Below are 17539 nucleotides of genomic sequence, written 5' to 3' on the forward strand. Positions count from 1 at the left end.
AGGCACAGATACTGGGTGTGCAGTGCCACGTCTGTCCATACTCGCGCCTGGGTAGCTGACAAATATAAACCGACACCGCACTTCCTGTCGCCGAGGAACGAGCGCGAATGTATTCGGCCTGCCTTTTTAACGACTTCTCGTGTGGATCGTCGTCGCCGTCACGGTGGGCCGTCGCGGTCGGGGTCGGGTGACGGGGCGTCGGGCGCTCCCTCCTCCATCGCGACCCGCATCTGGCCGCTGGTGTCGTCGAAGTGCAGATGCGAGTGGGGGTATGCGATCTCCACGTCGGCGTCTTCCAGCGCGGCCCAGACGTTCGTCTGGACCTTCGAGCGGGTCGCGAGCAGCTTGTAGGGCTCTTTGACCCAGTATCGCAGCGTGAGCTGGACGCCGTGGTCGGCGAAGCTGTTGATGTAACACGTCGGCGGGGCGGGGTATCTGGCCGCGCCGACGCGGATGTCCGGCCCGCCCTCGATGACGGCGTCGACGTTTCGAGCCGACCGTTCGACGATCTGCCTGGCCTCGTCGAGGTCACCCTCGTAGGTCACCGTGATGTCGAGTCGCAGGCGCGTTCGGGGGTCCTCTGCGGAGTAGTTGACCACGTCTCGCTCCCGGATCGTCCCGTTCGGGATGACGATGAAAGTGTTGTCGAGTGTGAATATCTTCGTGTATCGGAGCGTGATGTCCTCGACGAAGCCCCGCGTATCGGTGTCGGAGAGTTCGATCATGTCGCCGATCTCGTAGGGCTGGTCCGCCAGCAGGAAGACGCCGCTGACGATCGAACCGACGACCGGTGCGATCACCACACCGACCACGGCAGAGAACACGGCGACCGACAGCGAGATGTCGCTCAGCTTGAGCCCGTAGATGCGGAGTATCGACAGGAGAGCGATCAAGAACACCGCGCCCCGGATTCCCCTGATCGCGGTCCGAGTCAGACTCGGGCGCTGGAACCGCCGCGCGATGCGTCGACCGAACACGAGTACGACGAGCCGTGACGCGAAGTACGCCACCACGAGGACCACGACCACCGCACCCAGATCCAGTATCCAGTCGGGCACGCCCGGAAACATCTCGTAGGGCACCGGCGATTCGAGCGTCCCGGTCGGCGACGCTGTCGGCGTCGGCGTCGCCGTCCCGCTCTGGGCCCCCGAGACACCACCGGTCGTCATGCTCGTCCAATCCGCGTCTCCGGATAAAAGGGTTGCGTAGCGCCCGACCACGACAGTCGTTATCGCGCCACGATACCGTACTACAGGAACAATTAAACAATTAGCCGACAGGTATTTGACCGTCCACCAGCTAGTCACAGTCGATGACCAGTATCGATTCACGCTGCACTGCAGCGAGTGCAGAGGCACCGCCACCGACGACCGGTCGCCGGAAGTCGTTGCTCTTCTGTCCGACCTGCGAGTTCGAGAGTTCCGCCGACGAGAAGTGGATCGTCCACGCCACAGCCGACGAGCGCGAACTCGTCTGTCCCGACTGCCGTTCGACGGTCGCGACGCGGTAGTCCGCCTCGTTTCGCCGGGCGTCTCGTACTGCCGGCTGTCCGTCTGTAACGAATGTTGCGACCCTGCGGTCGCGAAGATCTTCACGAAGTTACAGCCGGCAGTATGAAACCGGAGTTCACTGACTGCCACCGGCGACCGTGACCGATCTCGCCGCCCCGAGTGGTGACGCCCTCGGCGAACAGACGGCCGCCGGTCTCACTCGTCGTATTCTACGACGCGTTCGTCCGTGACGACGCTGTCGAGGAGACGCGTCGGCGTCGCGTCGTAGGCCGGGTTCTCGATCGAGAACCCTTCCGCCGGCTCTCGCATCACCTCCGAGACCGAACGGAACTCGTTTTCGAACGCGAAGCCGCCGTCGATCAGCTTCGACTCCGATCCGACGACGGTCACCGGAACGCCCTGATCGGCGGCGGCCGCCGCGATCGGGTACGTCCCGATGCGGTTGTACAGCGTGTCGTCGACGATGCAGTCCATGCCCACGAGCACGCGGTCACACTCCGAGAGATAGTGGCCGGCGGCGCTGTCGACGATTAGACGCACGTCGACGCCGTCGATCCCCGCCATCGATCGAGCCAGCTTGCGACCGAGATACCGGGGGCGTGCCTCCGTGACGTACACCGTCATGTCGACTTCTCCGTCGGCGGTCTCGATCGCACGCTCGATACTCTCGATCACGGTCGAGGAGTAGTCGTGCGTGAGGATCGTCGCAGTCGGATCGAGGCGGTCGCCACACCGCTTTGCGGCCCGTTCTTTGCCGGTCTCGACCTGCTCGACGACGGCCTGAATCGCGGCGTCGGTCTCGGCTTTCGCGTCCGCGACGCTGTCGAGGGCCGCCCCGGAGACGCGTTCGACGATCGCCCGCTGGGTCGTGTGCAACGACGCGTGCGACGGGTTCGCGCGTCGAAGTGCGCTGCTGTTTCGCTCCAGCGCCCGGACGTACTCCTCGGTGGTCGGGAACTCGCGGTCGGCGAGCGCCGACAGCGCTCTCGCCGCTTTCACGGCGACGACGGAGGAGCTGTGGGTCTGCATCTCGGAAATCTCCTCGACGGTCTCGTCGATCATGCTCGTGGCTCGGACCCCCGCCACCAAGGGCTTTCCCCATCGCCGAATCATATTTAACTGCGGACACGCACCATCCACTGACTATGGTGTCGATCGGGTCGTCCCTGGACGAGCGAGCGATCTCGGAGAGCACGAGCGTCGCGATTCTGGTCGGCATCACCGTCGTCGTGACCGCCTCGGTCGGACTGAACGTCCTCATCGTAGACAGCCAGGAGACCGGCCCGCCGTCGGCGAACTTCACCTACGATCACATCGAGCAGAGCAACACGCTCATCGTGACCCACGACCGCGGCGACGAACTCGAAGCCGGAAAGATCCACTTCGTCGGTGCCGACCAGGACACGACCTGGGCGGCAGCGGCGGGGACGAACGAGACGACGACCGTCGGTCCGGGCGACATCGTCCAGCTCAGCGAGAACAACGCCTTCGGCACGCCGGTCACCTCCTCGACGGAGATCGTGGTGCAGTACGTCTACGAGGGCAACCGGACCACGCTCGACGAGTGGCCGTCGGAGCAATGACTCTCTCCCGGACCCAACGCTAATCCGTCGCCGACACCGCGTCCGCGTCGCCCGCTGGCTCCTCGCCGAGCAGCCGGTCCAGCGACAGCGGGCCGCTCCCCAGCGTCACCAGTGCCGACGCCATCCCGAACAGCGTGACGTGTGCCAGCACGGGATCGTCCGGCAGGCCGAACAGCGTCGCCGTAAAGAGCAGGAAGGCGACCCCGGCGCTGGCCCGCGTCAGCAGGCCGACGATCAGCGCGAGCCCGACGGCGGCTTCCAGCACGCCAGCACCCAGCACCCAGAGGCCGGGATCGACCGGGACGACGGCGGTGAGGTCGTACTTCTCGACCACCGCGAGCGACCGCGCCGGGTCGCCGAGTTTCTGCGTGACGCCGAGGAAGACGAAGGAGACGCCCAGCCCGACCCGAAGCACCGTCGGGACGTACCGGCGGTAGGGGGCCGTCACCTCGTCGAGCCAGACTTTCAGCAGGTGGAACCGGTCGATGCGCCTGTAGATCGATCCCTCCGTCGAGGCGATGTCCAGCAGGATGTCGTCGGCGCTGGGGCGGCCGCCGCCGAGGACGAACAGCGCGACGAAGCCGGGGACGTACTCCAATGCCAGCAGCGCGTCGGGACTGATGGCCAGTGCCAGCACGTACAGTCCCATCCCGAGGACGGTCATGATTCGCGTGCCGAGGCCGAAGAGCAGGCAGAACCCGATACCGATCAGTACGACACGCACGAGCGGATTCGCGGCGGGATCGAACGACACCGTCGGTGCGAACAGGTACCCCTGAAAGCCCGCACCGACGAGGGGCAGCCCCAGGCTCAGGCGCAACATCCACGGGATCAGGTCCTCGTAGGTCGCGAGCTTGGCGCGGAGAATCTCGATATCGACGACACGCGGACGGTAGCGCAGGTACAGCGCCAGCCCGACGACCCCGATCGCACCGCTACCGACGAACAGCACTGCGTTGATCGGGTCCGCGAGTGTCTCGCGAACGAACGCGATCGCGTCGATCGTATCACCGGTCGGATCGGTCACGTAGTCGACGTGCGCGGCGGCCGGTCGAGCGATGGCTGCGAGCGCGACCAGCGCGAGTGCCAGACGGGGGACCTTCGAGAACGTCATACGGGCTGTTAGGGCCGGCGACGCCTAACCTTGACCCCGACAGTCTGGCCGAGTCCTGTGGTCCCGGTGTCAAAAACCCGACCGGTAAAATTATACTTTCCTGGGGGCTATTGGGGACAGTGAGCGTCAACGTCGAATCGCGGATCGTCGATCGCGGGAACGACGATCACGTCGATGCCGCCTGGGAGCTCAAAGAGCGGATCCGGGAGCGTGACGGCGTCCTCAGACAGCGACACGGGTTCTTCAGCGACGCCTACCGCCGGTCTCGGGTCTATCTCTACGTCGACGGCTCCCGAAATCGGCTCATCGGCTTCGCGGCCGTCCGCAGTGACGGCTACATCCTCTTTCTGGCCGTCGACGAGGAGTACCGCGGCCACGGGTTCGGCAAGCGACTCATCGCCCGCGTCTCGGAGGACTACGGAAGCGTCACCTGTCACGCACGCGCGACCAATCAGGCGGCGATCTCGTTCTACGAACACCTCGGGTTCGAGCGCCGACGCGAGATCGACAACTACTACGAGGACGGCGGTGACGCCTACTACCTCAAGCTCGGCGACGCTTCGATCCGAGAGAAGCTCTCGAATCTCCTGCGTGGGTGACACCACCGGCAGACCGAACGCAACTCCTTTGATGGCCGTCCGCAAAGACGTGTTCAGATGGAAGAGCGGACGCAGGCGTACCTCCGGGGACGCTTCGGCGACCACTATCGCCGCAGCGAGTTCACGCCGCCGCCGGACGCCAACGAGCGCGAGTGGGGGTTCATCCCCTGGACCGACGGGCCGGGCGAGACGATGGTCCGACACCGCTCGCTGCTGGATCTGGGCGAGCTGGGGGAGTTCCTCCAGCGCAAGCGGCCCAAACACGTCTACTTCTCCGCAGGCCGGTACCGCGACCCCAGTGCCTCCTCGATGAGCGCCAAGGAGTGGCGGTCGTCCGATCTGGTGTTCGACCTCGACGCCGATCACCTGCCCGCCGTCGAACTCGGCGAAGACAGCTACGCACAGATGCTCGCAAAGTGCAAGGAAGCGTTGCTCCGACTGCTCGACTTCCTGGAGAACGACTTCGGCTTCGAGGACCTGACCGTCGTCTTCTCCGGCGGCCGGGGGTACCACGTCCACGTCCGTGACGCTGGCATCCAGCAGCTCGAACGGGACGCGCGCCGCGAGATCGTCGACTACGTCCGCGGGATCGGGCTGGAGTTCGAACAGCTCGTCGACGAGGAGGCCGTGGCCGGAACGGCGGGGCGGTCCTCGCCGGCACAGAAGCGGACGCTCTCGACCGAGGGCGGGTGGAGTCGGCGGGCTCACCGCCACGTGATGAGCGTCGTCGACGACCTGCTGGAACGCGACGAGGAGGCGGCGATCGAGCGCCTCAGAGAGTACGAGGGGATCGGCGAGGGGAAGGCGACGGCGGCACTCAGCGCCGCCCGCAAGAACTACGATCAGCTCGCGGCCGGCAACATCGACGTGCATCCGGCCTTCTTCCAGATCGCCAAGCCGCTGATGACCGAGGTCGTCGCGATGGACAACGCGCCGATCGACGAGCCGGTGACGACGGACACGAACCGCCTGATCCGCCTGCCGGGCAGCCTCCACGGCGGCAGCGGCCTCGAAGTGCAGCGCATCGAGCGCGACGCCATCGACGACTTCGATCCGCTGGTCGACGCCGTCCCGGAGACCTTCCGCGGCCACGACATCACGATCGAAGTCACTGACGGCGGCCCGGTCGAACTCGGTGGCGACAGCTTTACATTGGAACCGGGCATTGGAACCTACCCAGAGCACGTGGGCGTCTTCGCGATGGCCCGCGGCCGTGCCGAGAAAGGCCCAGAATGAATCTCGACGAACTCCAGTCAGTCCAGTCCCGCGAGCGCCAGACCGACAGCCTCCAGCAGCTGCGGGAGTCGTTCTACGCCGACGCGGGGGAGTTCATCCAGCAGCTCCGCGAGGAGCGCGACAGCGTGGCCGACCGGGCCGACGATCCCTTCGACGCCCCGGAGGTCAACCGCCTGACCGACGACATCAACACCGCGGAGTCGACGGTCGAAGCGATCTACGAGCGCCGCGTCGGCAAGATCGTCAAGATGGCGTCGCTGGCCGCCGCCGACATGCCGGCCGAAGAAGAGGGGCTGACCCGCGAGGAACGGGACCTCTTCGAGACGCTGGTCAGCGCCATCGAGAGCAACCGCGATCACGTCCTCGACGTGCTCGCTGGCGACGTGACGCCCGACGCAGTCGAGGACGCGGGAGTCGACGAGAGCCCCACAGACGAGGTGTCGTCCGAGCCCGACGACGCCGGGGCGGAACCGGAACCCGAGCCGCCCGCCGATCCCCCGTCGAGCGACGAGCCGACGACGATCGAAGCGGCCGACCTGATGGGCAGCGACGAGAGCGTCGACCTGCCGCCCGACGCGCCGCCGGACGGACCGCCAGAAGGCGGAGCCAGCCGGGACGACCCCCTGGCCGGCGAGCAGTCGCCGGCCTCCGACGGCGGTACGGTACCGTCGCCCCCGTCCGACGACGCGGGGCCGACCGCGCCGGACGCGCCCGACACCGGCGACGAGCCGGCGACGCCGACGATCGAGCGCGCGACGGTCCGGATCACGGACGAGGTCGGCGAGATCTTCGGGATCGATCAGCGCGAGTACGACCTCTCGACCGACGACGTGGTCACGCTCCCCGAGCAAAACGCCGCGCCGCTGGTCGATCGGGACGCCGCCGAACGCCTCGACTGAGACGGGTTCTTATCGCCGTTTGCCTCGACTGAGGCGGGTTCTTATCGCCGTTCGCCAGGCCGACCGTACGCAGTCGTGGAGTCGATTCGGGAACGATCGACGAGAATCCGTACGACTATATATCTGGTCGCTCGCCCAGCGTGAGATCGACCGTCTCTCGGGACCCTTCACGGAGTACGTCGACGGCGATCGTGTCCCCCGGCGTCGTCTCCAGTGCGAGAAACGAGGAGAGGTGTTGGCGGGACGGGGTCGGGGTCTCGTCCATCGCCACGACCACGTCGCCGCCGACGCCGACTCTGACGCCGTTGACGACGTCTTCGCCGTCCGACGGCTCCAGGACGCCCTCGGCGGGTCCGTCCGTGACGACCTCGTCGATGTAGACGCCTTCGGCCGTCTGGAGGTCGTTGGCCTCGACGATCGGCGGCGTCAGATCGGTCAGCCGGACGCCGAGGTACGAGTGGTCGTAGGCCCCGGCGTCGATCAGCGACGGGACGACCCTGCGGGTGAGGGCCGCCGAGATCGCGAAGCCGATGTTGTCGCCCCCGCCGGAGTTGATGACGCCGACGACCGTCCCGTCGAGCGTGACCAGCGGGCCGCCGCTGTTGCCCGGATTGACCGCCGCATCTGTCTGGACGGCGTCGGGGATCGAGAAGCCGTTCGCCGCCGGGAGCGTCCGGTCGACGCCGCTGACGATCCCGGCCGAGACGGAGCCCGAGAGCCCGAAGGGGTTGCCGATGGCGACCACCTCCGTTCCGACGCCGGGGTCGGCCTCGACGAAGGGCAGCGGCGTGGCACTCGCCGGTTTGTCCGTGACCTCGATGACGGCCAGATCGCTGTAGGCGTCGACGGCGACGACGGCGGACTCGATCCAGCCCGACTCGCGGTAGCGGACGTAGATCTCGTCGGCGTCGCCGACGACGTGTTCGTTGGTCACGAGGTAGTCGTCGCTGTAGACGAACGCACTCCCCTGCCCGCCGCGGCTGTTCTCGGTGTACGTACGGACCGTCGCGACGGAGTCGACCACCTGCTCGTAGACGGCGTTGTAGCCGTCGCTGGCCGATTGCTCTTCGGCACCGGCGGCCGTGTCCAGTGTGGGGGCCTGACAGCCCGCGACGCCGACACCGACGGCCGCCGCCATCGAACCCAACACGCCACGACGCGTCTGCTGATCGTCCATGGGCGTACTATCGGCGGCGGTCGAATAAACCCACGGCCAGACGACGTTTCACGCTCTGGCCGATGGAGACAACGGCCGACCGGAGCCGCCGCGAGTCCCAGACCTGTCGACGAAACGGACACAAGCTTGAGGTAGCGGTTTACCGTACCCGTAGCCATGTCTGAATCAGGCGGCGAACTCTCGTCGGTCCCGCATCCACCGTTCCTGTTTGCCGGGCTCCGCTGTGCACTGGAGATGGTGCTCGTCGCGTCGCTGATACTGCTCCTGGGATTGCCGGCTCGGAACCCCGTCGCGCTCGCGGTCGTGGTCCTGCTGGCGTTTGCCGCCATGATGGTCGTCCTGTTCTGGTGTCTCAACCAACAGATGGACCGCTGGATCAAACACGCACGAGGCAAGCCGACGGTGCAATGACGGGATCGCGCCGGGACCATCCGACCAGTCACTAACCTTTTGAACGTCTCCCCAGTAGTAGCCGGCAATGTCGACCAAGCGAGCGCTGGCCCAGCAACTCGGCGTGGTGGCGGGATTCGACGATCCGCGAGCCCCGCTCGAACAGTATCGGACGCCGCCGGAGCTTGCGGCCCACCTGATCCACCTCGCCGACCTCCGGGGGGACATCGAGGATCGCACGATCGTCGACCTGGGCTGTGGGACCGGGATGCTGACGCTGGGCGCGGCGCTGCGCGGCCCCGAGCGAACCGTCGGGCTCGACGTCGATCCGGCACCGCTACGGACCGCTCGGGACAACGAGCGGAAGGTCGCGTCGGCCACGTCGGTCTCCTGGGTCCGGGGCGACGCCGAGAACGCGCCACTGCGCCCGGATCGGGACGGGACGACGGTCGTGATGAACCCGCCGTTCGGTGCCCAGTCGGGCAACGAACACGCCGACCGGGCGTTCCTGGAGACGACGGCCGCGATCGCGGACGTTTCGTACTCCATCCACAACGAGGGCAGCCAGGAGTTCGTCGGCTCGTTCGCGGCCGACAACGGCGGCACCGTCACCGACTCCTACCAGACGGAGTTCGAGATCCCGCGCCAGTTCGACCACCACGAGGACGAGTCGCGAGCTGTCACCGCGGAAGTGTACCGAATCGAGTGGTAGTCGCCGTTCTACGCCGCCTCGCGGGTCGCAATCGTGACGCGCGTCCCCTCGCCGCTCGCGAACACCTGTGAGCCGTTGCGCCGGAAGGTGAGCCCTCCAGCGGCGGTCGTCCGGTTCCGGCCAGGCACCGACGCGGTGGCGAGCGTACGGCCCTCTCTGGACACCGCGAAGGCGAACCCCTCGTCGGTCGGGACCAGCGTGACGTTCCGGCCGGCGACGACCGGGTCGGCTCGGCGCGACTCGCTCGTGTAGCCGAGCGTCCGCTCGTCGCCGGCCGGCCTGAGGTACACCTTGTAGACGCTGTCGTTGCCGGCCGGTCGCCAGCCCGTGCGGTTGACGTGGACGTTCCGTCGCCAGCCGACGCCGCCGACGTCGACGGTCGCGAAACCGCGGTTCTGGAGCTGGGATTCGAGGACGACCGTCTGCCAGACGTGGCGTCGCTGGCTCGTGACGACGACGCCGCTGGTGTTGATCGCCGTCGGATCGTCGACGAACGGCAGGGAGACGCTCCGCACGTAGCCGTCGGGCACGTCCTCGCCGTAGCTGACGGTGTAGTCCCGGACTTCGACCGTCGGCTGTGGGGCCGGCGAGTCGCCGATCGGCGCGACGTTGTACGGGATCGCCGCGCCGCTCAGCCCGACCAAGAGGACGACGACGACGGCCAGTCCGACCGTGTGGACTCCCGCCGTCGATTCGGGGAGTCGGCGCTCGACGATCCAGTCCAGCCGCGAGCCGGCCCGCTCGTCGGCGTCCCAGGTACCCACGACGACGACGGCCGTCAGCACGAAGACGACCGCCGCGCCGAGCCACCGAAACAGGACGAAGCGGCCGTTGCCTTCCGGGACGTACAGCGCCCACAGTCCCTGAAACTCCGCGAACACGAGGAGCCCGAACCACAGCCGCGTCGGGTCGGGCCAGCGGTCCCGGTAGTACAGCAGTCCGAACCCGAGCAAGATGCCGGCGAAGATCCCGATAGCGTGGCCCTGGATCGCGATGCTGGCCCACCACGGTGTGATGACGCGGGGACGCGGGACGGCGACGACGCGCGGAGTCTGGACCGCGACGACGAGGAATCCGAGGACCTGATCGGCCAGCAGGGCAAGCAGTGCCGTCAGCGGGCGCTGGACGAGTGCGAAGCCCGCGATGGCGAAGACGACCCCAGAGAACCCGACGACGGGTCCCAGTGCGAACAGCGACGTGAACAGCCCGACGACGAGTGCCCCAGCGGGGACGATCAGGATTCGGACGAACGGGTTCGTCAGCGCCGATCCGAACGAGTGAGCGCCTCGCTTTCGGGGGTAGTGGCCCCAGGCGTACTCGGCGACGGAGCCGAAAGCCGCCGTCGCCACGAGGTTGCCCGTCACGTGGCCGAGACTGGAATGTGTGAACGCGGCCGTCACCATGCCCAGCGGGTAGCGATACGACCACGATCGGAACGGGATCACCAGCGGATCTCTGGGGTCTTCGATGCCACCCTGGACGAACAGATAGACGAGCGCGACCGCGCCGATCGTGAGCACGGTGCCCCACGGAACGCCGAGCAGCAGACGCCGACGGAGCGCGCCGAGTCGCCGAGCCGTGCGATCGCTGGCGACGAGTGCGACCCCCAGCGAGACCACGGCGGCGAGGAGGACGGCAAGCGTCCTGAGGGGCAGCCACGACGGAACCGCATCCATCGGGCCCGGTAGCATGTCCCGACCATGGGAGGGCTGTGGCTTATCGTTGGCGGCGACCGGTAGCAATCAGAAATCGGGTATCACTCTGTTACCTGGTTCGGAACCGAACCTATATATCTCGCTGGCGACAACGGAAGCGTGAGAGCCAACGATGTCATCCACGTTTTCCCCGGAGCCAGACGAGACCTGCCAGGTCGTCGAATCGTTCGACCTGATCGGATCGAAGTGGCGGCTGGCGGTGCTGTACGAACTGCTCGACGGCGAACAACGGTTCAACGAACTCAAGCGAGAGACCGGCACCAGTTCCCGCACCCTCTCGCGGGTCCTCGACGACCTGCAGGACCGTTCCTTCGTCGACCGGCGGGTCGAAGAGGCCGCGCCGGTCGCGACCTACTACACGCTGACCGAGAAGGGCGAGGCGCTCGCGCCGGTGTTCGAGGAGATCGGCGACTGGGCCGACGAGTGGCTCGACGACGCCGTCGCGACGCCGGAGATCGAGACGCAGTGAGACGGATTCTCGTCGCGGTTTCTCGGTGACCGTCTCCCTCGTGGCGACGATAAACCGTGTGACACGAGAGCGGCCCGACAGCGTAGCTTTTTCCACCTGCAAGTACCACTGTTGACTCGATGGGAGTCCGGCCACCGGCTGACGACGACGGCGACGAACCGGACGCGATCGAGTTCGGTATCGCCGCGCTCGACGGAACACTGAGCGACGCCGATATCGAGTATCCGACCGACAAACAGACGCTCCGGGCCGAGATCGGGCACCGCGATGTGCCCTTCGACGCCACGGGCCACTCGATCACGGTCGCGGAGGCGCTCGAACAGGTCCCGAAGACGACCTTCGAGAACGAGCAGGAACTGCTCAACACCCTCCACCCGGTGTTCGAGGCCCGACGCGAAGCCACGAGCAACAGTCTCCTCTCGCAGCTTCGGGCACTGGTCCCCTTCTAGGGGCGGCCAGTCGAACTGGCCCGCTCGCCGTCCGATTCTTCCTTCGTGCTCGGCTCCGTGTCGTCGGCGGCGGTCGACTCGTCGCCGACCTGGCGTGCGATCTCGCTCAGTCGCCGGGTCTGTTCGCGGTTCAGCGCGACGATCATGTCCGAGAGCACGCCGAACATGAGCAACTGGATGCCAAAGAGCAGCCCCGAGGCGGCGACGAGCGCGATCACCTCGTGGGAGACGCCGACGACGAACCACTCGTAGGCGACGTAGATCGCCAGCACGACCCCGGACAGTGCGCTCACCACGCCGACGCTCCCGAAGTAGAACAGGGGATTGTTCGTCTTTGCCATCCGGTACAGCGTCAGAATGATCACCGCACCGTCGCTGAACGGGTCCAGATTCGTCTCCGAGTCGTTCGGGCGGGTCTGGTAGGTGATCGGCACGACCGTCGTCGAGACCCCCTGTTTGACGCACTCGACGGCCATCTCCGTCTCGATCCCGAACCCGTCGGCGGTCAGGTCGAACTGCCTGACCGACTCCAGGGTGAACGCGCGATAGCCCGAGAGGATGTCCGTCAGATCCCGGCCGTGGATCACCGAGAACGCCGTGTTGATGATCCCGTTGCCGATCTGGTTCAGTCGGGTCATCGCGCCGGGCTCCATGTCTGCAAAGCGGTTCCCGATGACGTGCTCTGCGCGCCCGTCGAACAGCGGCTCCAGCAGTCGGTCGGCCTCGTCGGGCCGGTAGGTGGCGTCGCCGTCGAGCATGAGGACGTAGGGCTGTTCGACGTAGCGGTCGAGCGCTTCACGGACGGCCTGGCCCTTTCCGGAGCCCTCGCCGGTGCCGGATTGTTCGACGACTCTCGCACCGGCCTCGGCGGCGAGTTCGCGCGTGCCGTCGTCGGAACCGCCGTCGATCACGAGTACGTGCTCGAACCCCTGTCCGACGAACGAGGCGACGACGTCGCCGATCGTCGCTGCCTCGTTGTACGTCGGGACGAGAACGCACACGTCGTCTCGGTCGGCCATTGTTGGCCTGTCCAGCGCGTGGACTCAAATATATACTGGTGAGCTATTCGGCACGGGGCAACTCGATCACGACGGCGGTCCCACCTCGGTCGCTCTCTTCGATCCAGACCGAGCCGCCGTAGGAGTCGACCATCACGTCCACGAAGTACAGCCCGAACCCGGTGCCACTCGACCCGCTTCGCCGGGCACCGCGTTCGAACACCGACGGTCGCCGTTCGGGCGGGATTCCAGGGCCGTCGTCCGCGATGCGGACCTGCACCGTCTCCGCGCTCTCGGTCGCGGTCACCTCGATCGACGGCGACGATTCGGTGTGCTCGACGGCGTTGAGAAGGACGTTGGCGAACACGTCGTCGAGGAGGTCGTCGCCAGCGACGGTCACGGCCGGCACGTCGATCGACACCGAGCAGTGCTGGTCCGCGCTCGTCGGCCGAGTCGCCGCCGCTTCGAGCATCGCTCGCAGATCGACCGGTTCCGGGTCTGTCAGACCGTCTTCGGACAGCGTCGACAGCACCGAGCGGACCTTCTGGGTCAGCTCGACGATGTCGTCGCTCCACTCCAGGATCGTCTGTGCGTGGTCGTTGAGCTCTCCGTCGAGCTCGGATTCGAGCCGCTCGGCCCGCGCCCGGACGACGTTCATCCCGTTGAGAATGTCGTGTCGGAGGATCCCGTTGAAGAAGTCCATCTGTTCTTTCCTGTTTTGCAGGTCGGTGATGTCCAGCCCCTCCGCGACGATCTCCGAGACGGCTCCGTCGTCGTACACCGGCCGGACCGTGACGGCCGTCTTGATGCGAGAGCCGTCGGCCCCGACGTGTGTTCCCTCGAACTCGACGGTCTCGCCGCCCTCGGCTCGCTCGATCGCGTCGCGACACTGCGCCTGCTGTTCGTCGTCGTGGTTCCACCAGGGCGTCTCCGGGAAGGGGCGGCCACGCACGTCGTCGATGTCGACCCCGGCGAAAGAGAGCGCCGTCTCGTTTGCACGCAGCAACGTTCCGTCCGGGTCGAGAATCCCGACGAAGACGTTCGGGGAGTCGAACGTCGCTTCGAGGAGTCGCTCGTTGCGATCCCGCAGCGACGCGATCTGCTCGCGTTCCAGTTCCGACTCGACCCACTGTCGAAGCGTATCGAGGAGCACTCCCTGCCAGGGATCCAGCGTCGATCTCGGGTCCGACGAGTCCCCGAAACAGAGCGTCCCATAAGTCTCGCTGTCGACCTCGATCGGGACGCCGACGTACGTCTCCAGACCCCACCTGTCGTAGGCCGGATCGTCCGGCGCGCTCTCACCGACATCGAGGATCGTGTACAGACCCCCGTCAGACAGCGTGTGTCGGCAGTACGTCTCGGCGAGTGGCGACGTGTCGCCGACGGCGTCGGCCGCGCTTTCGCCGGCCGCGACGGCGATCTCGTACTCGTCGCCGGTGACTGCCGAGAGGTATCCGCTCGGGTACCCGAGGTGCTGGCAGCCGACTTCGAGGACGCGCTCGATGCGCTCTTCGACGGCCCCGTCCCCGTCGGCCATCGCCGACGTGAGGTCCTGTAGCGCTTCGAGGTGACGCGTCGACGCGTCGGCTGTCTCGTCACCGCCCTCGGAGTCCATGCCAGCTAGTGGGCACGACACCGCTTCAATCCTCTGGCGGTCGAGGGCTCGCCACCACAGCCGTCACTGTCGTGCGCGGACTCGTGGCAAAAAGCCGCGACGGTCGTCACGGGCAGTCGACGACGTCACCAGGTGCCGTGGAAGGTGTCGAAGGCGAGTTCCTCCAGGTCCTCCTCGCCGATGGCGATGCGGTACTCCTGGGGCGTCAGCATCGGCTTCTTGAACTGCGGGCCGTCGTCGGTCGTGATCCGCGGACAGCCCGTGTTGACGTAGGCGTCCATCCCGAAGTTCGTCAGGCGGTCCGGCGTCACCTCGTCCATCGTGATGAGGTAGGCGTCGTCGTTGTTCTCGACGATCTCGGTCGCCTGGTCCCAGCGACCCTGTCCGATCTTCGTACAGAAGATGACGCCCCATCGCTCGGCGTCCATCGCCTTGTGGACCGAGGCGTACCGCTGTTTCATGAACTTCTCCGTGTCGGCGACGTGGACGGCGTTGTTGACCGGGTCGGCGATGACGACCTTCTTGTCGGGGTGTTCCATCGCCAGCCCGAGCGGGTGGAACTTTCCACCGCCGACGTAGAGGATCTGGTCGGCGTCGACCTCGGCGCTGGCGTAGTTGCATCCGAGCACCTGTCCCTCGTGGGTCAGTCGCTCGTCGCCCTTGCGGGTGTGGACCTCGTAGTCGCGTTCTTCGAGCCAGCTGCGCATCTCGTCGAACTTGTTCATGTGCTGGGCCGTCGTCACGAGCCCGACTTCGGGGTCCTCGTCGGGAGCGGGAAGCTCCGATTCGAGGGCCTGCTCCATGATCGGGAACACGTCGACGTTCGAGAACAGCGGCACGTAGATGATCTTGTCCGACTCCTTCATCGGGGAGTGGCCGAAGTGAACGAACACGTCGGTCCGGCGCATCAGGTACGTGTCCAGGTCACAGGCCCCGTAACAGGGCTGGCCCGAGATCATCACCTGCGTGTCGTCTGGGAGTTCGTCCCGGAGGTCGTCGGCGACGGCCGGTCCGCGGCGCTTCAGCCCTTCCGGGAACTGGAGTCCGACGGTCTCTGCGTCGCGGTCGGCGACCTCCTCGACGATGCGGTCGAGTTCGTAGTCCCACTCGCGGTCGTGCTTGAGAGCGAGCCCAGTCGCCCGGAGGTCCCCCTCGCTGCGGTCCTGACTCATTGGACCGGGATAGCGCCTCGGCGCGTATAACAAGCACGCTTCCAGACGGTGTCGCCGGCCGTGCGGACACTGTCTCCGCTGTGGCCGACCCGCTGTTCGTCGCGGAGCTACTCGTGGTGGCGAGACGTGCGATAGACCGACAGCCGGCAGTATCAGGACTCGTCCAGGAGAAGCTCCTGTGTAGCGTCGTCGACCGACGCCAGTCGATCTGCGATCCGGTCACCGAACGCGACGAATCCGAAGGCCAGAACGGCGAGCATCGCGCCACCGACGAGTGTCAATGCCATACACTGACTTGCCGCTCTACCCTGAAAAGCCTGCTCCCCCGGTGGCGGTTCGGCAACTCTTTAGGCGGCCAGCACCAAGGACGGAGAGATGAGTATCGAGTCCGAGACCTCCGATCCGGCCGTCGACAGCCACGTCGAAGAGATCGCCGCCGAGTTCGGCGACGCGATCACACAGCTACCCGTGTACCAGCGCTTCGCCGAAGCCAAAGCGGCCGTCGAGAACGACGAACAGGCCCAGGAGAAGATCGAGGAGTTCGAGTCCATCCGCGAGGAGTTCATGCTCGCACGCCAGACCGGACAGGCCGACCAGGAAGCGCTCAGAGAGCTCCAGGCCGCACAGGAGGAGCTCCACGACCTGCCGGTGATGAGCGAGTACCTCGAACTGCAAAGCGAACTCGAACTGCGCCTCCAGGAACTCAACGAAGTCGTCTCCGAGCAGCTCGTCGTCGACTTCGGCGAGAAGGCCGGCGGCTGCTGCGAAGACTGATACTGCCGGCTGTAACTTCGTGAGGATCTTCGCCACCCCGGGGTGGCGAAATCGCTCACAGATTTACAGCCGGTAGTATGAGCTGCGGGCTATCCTCGGTTTGATATCGCCGACCGTCGGCCGGCCAGTAGGGCGTCGGCAGGCCGCCAGTATCGTCGGCTGGACCCCGGTGTCGTCGTCGGGAGTCCGCCGCCATTCGAGCTATCAGTGTCTGAAATAGGTCGCGAAATCCGCTGCCGTCGGCGTTCGTCGAAGCTGTCTCGATCAGCTACTTCCTGTGTCGCAGGTGAGTTCGAGGCGTCTGAAAACCCGCTACAGTTCCCGAATACAGAACCTGATAATTCGGCGCGTAGTCTTATTACCGAGTAGTGGCCACCGTTAGACAAGCGGAGCGAGTACTATTCAGATGCAACAGAGTGGGCAACGTGAGCGAGCGAGTGACCGCGGTCAGGTCGGGATCGGGACGCTGATCGTGTTCATCGCGATGGTCCTCGTCGCGGCGATCGCGGCGGGCGTACTGATCAACACCGCGGGCTTTCTCCAGACGAACGCAGAACAGAGCGGCCAACAGAGCAGCCAGCAGGTGACCAACCGCCTCCAGGTCGTCGACATCGCCGGGACTGACATCGTGAAAGACGGCGAGGGCTTCGAGGTGACGACGGTCGACGTGACCGTCAAGCGAGCGCCGGGCTCGGGCAACGTGGACCTGTCGACGACGACCGCCCAGTGGGTCTCGTCGGGCGGCAGCTACAACGTCCTCAGCTACACGGCGGCCGAGGGATCGGGCGGATCGAGCGGTGACGCCGGATTCATCACGTCGACGCTGCAGGACGACGACGGCTCGATCTCGAACAGCAACGCCCTCAACGACCAGGCCGACCGGGCGATCATCAGGTTCCAGACCGACTCGGTTCCCAGCAGCGAAGAGGAAGACGACCTGAACGGGAAGCTCGTCAGCGGCGACCTCACCGAGGGATCGTCCGCCGAGATCAGGCTGACTACCCAGGCCGGCGGCGAGACCACCGCCACGGTCGTCGTGCCCGAGTCCCTCTCGGGCAAGTCCGCCGTCTCGCTCTAGGCCGTCGCCCGCTTCCGCAAGGACTTAGCGGCCGCTCGCGACACGTGC

The 17539-nt window shown here is 66.3% G+C and carries 20 protein-coding genes; 11 read left to right on the forward strand and 9 right to left on the reverse strand.

Annotated elements, in window-relative coordinates; translation table 11 throughout:
* Positions 1-158: 158 nt before the first annotated feature.
* Positions 159-1169: a mechanosensitive ion channel family protein gene (locus tag ACAH01_RS07960; RefSeq protein ID WP_153553609.1), complete on the reverse strand. Its 1011-nt coding sequence runs from the start codon at positions 1167-1169 to the stop codon at positions 159-161.
* Positions 1170-1312: 143 nt separating this feature from the next.
* Here ACAH01_RS07960 and ACAH01_RS07965 point away from each other — a divergent pair, with 143 nt between their 5' ends.
* A complete protein-coding gene (locus ACAH01_RS07965; protein WP_153553608.1) occupies positions 1313-1510 on the forward strand; it encodes a hypothetical protein in 198 nt (65 codons plus the stop codon).
* Positions 1511-1706: 196 nt separating this feature from the next.
* Here ACAH01_RS07965 and ACAH01_RS07970 read toward each other — a convergent pair whose 3' ends face one another.
* Positions 1707-2573 (reverse strand): translation initiation factor eIF-2B, encoded by an 867-nt coding sequence (locus tag ACAH01_RS07970; protein ID WP_372480783.1) that lies wholly within the window; start codon positions 2571-2573, stop codon positions 1707-1709.
* Positions 2574-2656: 83 nt separating this feature from the next.
* Between ACAH01_RS07970 and ACAH01_RS07975 the strand changes: the two genes are divergently transcribed.
* Positions 2657-3094 (forward strand): type IV pilin, encoded by a 438-nt coding sequence (locus tag ACAH01_RS07975; protein WP_372478835.1) that lies wholly within the window; start codon positions 2657-2659, stop codon positions 3092-3094.
* 19 nt (positions 3095-3113) lie between these two features.
* Here ACAH01_RS07975 and ACAH01_RS07980 read toward each other — a convergent pair whose 3' ends face one another.
* On the reverse strand, positions 3114-4208 hold the full coding sequence (locus ACAH01_RS07980; protein ID WP_372478836.1) for a DoxX family protein: 1095 nt from the start codon (positions 4206-4208) through the stop codon (positions 3114-3116).
* A 119-nt stretch (positions 4209-4327) separates the two neighbouring features.
* Between ACAH01_RS07980 and ACAH01_RS07985 the strand changes: the two genes are divergently transcribed.
* Genes ACAH01_RS07985 through ACAH01_RS07995 form a run of 3 tightly spaced genes read left to right on the forward strand, consistent with a single transcriptional unit; the run spans position 4328 to position 6942 of the window.
* A complete protein-coding gene (locus ACAH01_RS07985) occupies positions 4328-4807 on the forward strand; it encodes an N-acetyltransferase (RefSeq protein WP_170094498.1) in 480 nt (159 codons plus the stop codon).
* A gap of 57 nt (positions 4808-4864) precedes the next feature.
* Positions 4865-6043, forward strand: coding sequence for a DNA primase small subunit PriS (gene priS, locus ACAH01_RS07990; RefSeq protein ID WP_208625865.1), 1179 nt, complete (start codon positions 4865-4867; stop codon positions 6041-6043).
* Positions 6040-6942, forward strand: coding sequence for a hypothetical protein (locus ACAH01_RS07995; RefSeq protein WP_372478837.1), 903 nt, complete (start codon positions 6040-6042; stop codon positions 6940-6942). Before priS ends, ACAH01_RS07995 begins: the two co-directional genes overlap by 4 nt.
* Before the next feature lie 115 nt (positions 6943-7057).
* Here the strand turns inward: ACAH01_RS07995 and ACAH01_RS08000 are convergent, their stop codons facing one another.
* Positions 7058-8119 (reverse strand): S1C family serine protease, encoded by a 1062-nt coding sequence (locus tag ACAH01_RS08000; protein ID WP_372478838.1) that lies wholly within the window; start codon positions 8117-8119, stop codon positions 7058-7060.
* Positions 8120-8275: 156 nt separating this feature from the next.
* Here ACAH01_RS08000 and ACAH01_RS08005 point away from each other — a divergent pair, with 156 nt between their 5' ends.
* Together ACAH01_RS08005 and ACAH01_RS08010 are read left to right on the forward strand one after the other, a co-directional pair.
* Positions 8276-8530, forward strand: coding sequence for a hypothetical protein (locus tag ACAH01_RS08005; protein ID WP_372478839.1), 255 nt, complete (start codon positions 8276-8278; stop codon positions 8528-8530).
* A gap of 67 nt (positions 8531-8597) precedes the next feature.
* A complete protein-coding gene (locus tag ACAH01_RS08010; RefSeq protein WP_153553599.1) occupies positions 8598-9221 on the forward strand; it encodes an METTL5 family protein in 624 nt (207 codons plus the stop codon).
* 8 nt (positions 9222-9229) lie between these two features.
* On the opposite strand, the gene ACAH01_RS08015 is transcribed toward ACAH01_RS08010, so the two are convergent.
* A complete protein-coding gene (locus ACAH01_RS08015) occupies positions 9230-10912 on the reverse strand; it encodes a rhomboid family intramembrane serine protease (protein WP_170094493.1) in 1683 nt (560 codons plus the stop codon).
* A gap of 136 nt (positions 10913-11048) precedes the next feature.
* Here ACAH01_RS08015 and ACAH01_RS08020 point away from each other — a divergent pair, with 136 nt between their 5' ends.
* Positions 11049-11405: a helix-turn-helix domain-containing protein gene (locus ACAH01_RS08020; RefSeq protein WP_153553597.1), complete on the forward strand. Its 357-nt coding sequence runs from the start codon at positions 11049-11051 to the stop codon at positions 11403-11405.
* A gap of 119 nt (positions 11406-11524) precedes the next feature.
* The gene (locus ACAH01_RS08025) at positions 11525-11854 is read left to right on the forward strand and encodes a hypothetical protein (RefSeq protein WP_372478840.1); all 330 of its coding nucleotides are present in this window, start codon (positions 11525-11527) and stop codon (positions 11852-11854) included.
* Here the strand turns inward: ACAH01_RS08025 and aglJ are convergent.
* The 4 genes from aglJ to ACAH01_RS08045 form a co-directional block, all read right to left on the reverse strand.
* A complete protein-coding gene (gene aglJ / locus ACAH01_RS08030) occupies positions 11851-12873 on the reverse strand; it encodes an S-layer glycoprotein N-glycosyltransferase AglJ (protein WP_372478841.1) in 1023 nt (340 codons plus the stop codon). The two genes, ACAH01_RS08025 and aglJ, sit on opposite strands and share 4 nt — an antisense overlap.
* A gap of 43 nt (positions 12874-12916) precedes the next feature.
* Entirely contained in the window at positions 12917-14467 is a 1551-nt protein-coding gene (locus ACAH01_RS08035) for an ATP-binding protein (RefSeq protein ID WP_372478842.1), read from the reverse strand.
* A 125-nt stretch (positions 14468-14592) separates the two neighbouring features.
* A complete protein-coding gene (dph2, locus tag ACAH01_RS08040; protein WP_170094489.1) occupies positions 14593-15639 on the reverse strand; it encodes a diphthamide biosynthesis enzyme Dph2 in 1047 nt (348 codons plus the stop codon).
* Positions 15640-15791: 152 nt separating this feature from the next.
* The gene (locus tag ACAH01_RS08045; RefSeq protein ID WP_015763443.1) at positions 15792-15926 is read right to left on the reverse strand and encodes a hypothetical protein; all 135 of its coding nucleotides are present in this window, start codon (positions 15924-15926) and stop codon (positions 15792-15794) included.
* Between the two features lie 88 nt (positions 15927-16014).
* Here ACAH01_RS08045 and ACAH01_RS08050 point away from each other — a divergent pair, with 88 nt between their 5' ends.
* Positions 16015-16413: a YlbF family regulator gene (locus tag ACAH01_RS08050; protein ID WP_153553592.1), complete on the forward strand. Its 399-nt coding sequence runs from the start codon at positions 16015-16017 to the stop codon at positions 16411-16413.
* A 406-nt stretch (positions 16414-16819) separates the two neighbouring features.
* On the forward strand, positions 16820-17491 hold the full coding sequence (locus ACAH01_RS08055; RefSeq protein WP_170094488.1) for an archaellin/type IV pilin N-terminal domain-containing protein: 672 nt from the start codon (positions 16820-16822) through the stop codon (positions 17489-17491).
* The last annotated feature ends 48 nt before the right edge of the window (positions 17492-17539 follow it).

Source organism: Halomicrobium sp. HM KBTZ05, from assembly GCF_041530035.1.
In the GTDB taxonomy this organism is placed as follows: Archaea; Halobacteriota; Halobacteria; order Halobacteriales; family Haloarculaceae; genus Halomicrobium.

Coding starts and splice junctions, on each gene's coding strand:
- ACAH01_RS08015 (WP_170094493.1), bottom strand. CDS start 10,912: ATGCTACCGGGCCCGATGGATGCGGTTCCGTCGTGGCTGCCCCTCAGG.
- ACAH01_RS07980 (WP_372478836.1), bottom strand. CDS start 4,208: ATGACGTTCTCGAAGGTCCCCCGTCTGGCACTCGCGCTGGTCGCGCTC.
- ACAH01_RS07975 (WP_372478835.1), top strand. CDS start 2,657: ATGGTGTCGATCGGGTCGTCCCTGGACGAGCGAGCGATCTCGGAGAGC.
- ACAH01_RS08010 (WP_153553599.1), top strand. CDS start 8,598: ATGTCGACCAAGCGAGCGCTGGCCCAGCAACTCGGCGTGGTGGCGGGA.
- ACAH01_RS07960 (WP_153553609.1), bottom strand. CDS start 1,169: ATGACGACCGGTGGTGTCTCGGGGGCCCAGAGCGGGACGGCGACGCCG.
- ACAH01_RS07965 (WP_153553608.1), top strand. CDS start 1,313: ATGACCAGTATCGATTCACGCTGCACTGCAGCGAGTGCAGAGGCACCG.
- priS (WP_208625865.1), top strand. CDS start 4,865: ATGGAAGAGCGGACGCAGGCGTACCTCCGGGGACGCTTCGGCGACCAC.
- ACAH01_RS07995 (WP_372478837.1), top strand. CDS start 6,040: ATGAATCTCGACGAACTCCAGTCAGTCCAGTCCCGCGAGCGCCAGACC.
- ACAH01_RS07970 (WP_372480783.1), bottom strand. CDS start 2,573: ATGATCGACGAGACCGTCGAGGAGATTTCCGAGATGCAGACCCACAGC.
- ACAH01_RS08035 (WP_372478842.1), bottom strand. CDS start 14,467: ATGGACTCCGAGGGCGGTGACGAGACAGCCGACGCGTCGACGCGTCAC.
- ACAH01_RS08025 (WP_372478840.1), top strand. CDS start 11,525: ATGGGAGTCCGGCCACCGGCTGACGACGACGGCGACGAACCGGACGCG.
- ACAH01_RS08000 (WP_372478838.1), bottom strand. CDS start 8,119: ATGGACGATCAGCAGACGCGTCGTGGCGTGTTGGGTTCGATGGCGGCG.
- ACAH01_RS08055 (WP_170094488.1), top strand. CDS start 16,820: ATGCAACAGAGTGGGCAACGTGAGCGAGCGAGTGACCGCGGTCAGGTC.
- ACAH01_RS08045 (WP_015763443.1), bottom strand. CDS start 15,926: ATGGCATTGACACTCGTCGGTGGCGCGATGCTCGCCGTTCTGGCCTTC.
- ACAH01_RS08020 (WP_153553597.1), top strand. CDS start 11,049: ATGTCATCCACGTTTTCCCCGGAGCCAGACGAGACCTGCCAGGTCGTC.
- aglJ (WP_372478841.1), bottom strand. CDS start 12,873: ATGGCCGACCGAGACGACGTGTGCGTTCTCGTCCCGACGTACAACGAG.
- ACAH01_RS08050 (WP_153553592.1), top strand. CDS start 16,015: ATGAGTATCGAGTCCGAGACCTCCGATCCGGCCGTCGACAGCCACGTC.
- dph2 (WP_170094489.1), bottom strand. CDS start 15,639: ATGAGTCAGGACCGCAGCGAGGGGGACCTCCGGGCGACTGGGCTCGCT.
- ACAH01_RS08005 (WP_372478839.1), top strand. CDS start 8,276: ATGTCTGAATCAGGCGGCGAACTCTCGTCGGTCCCGCATCCACCGTTC.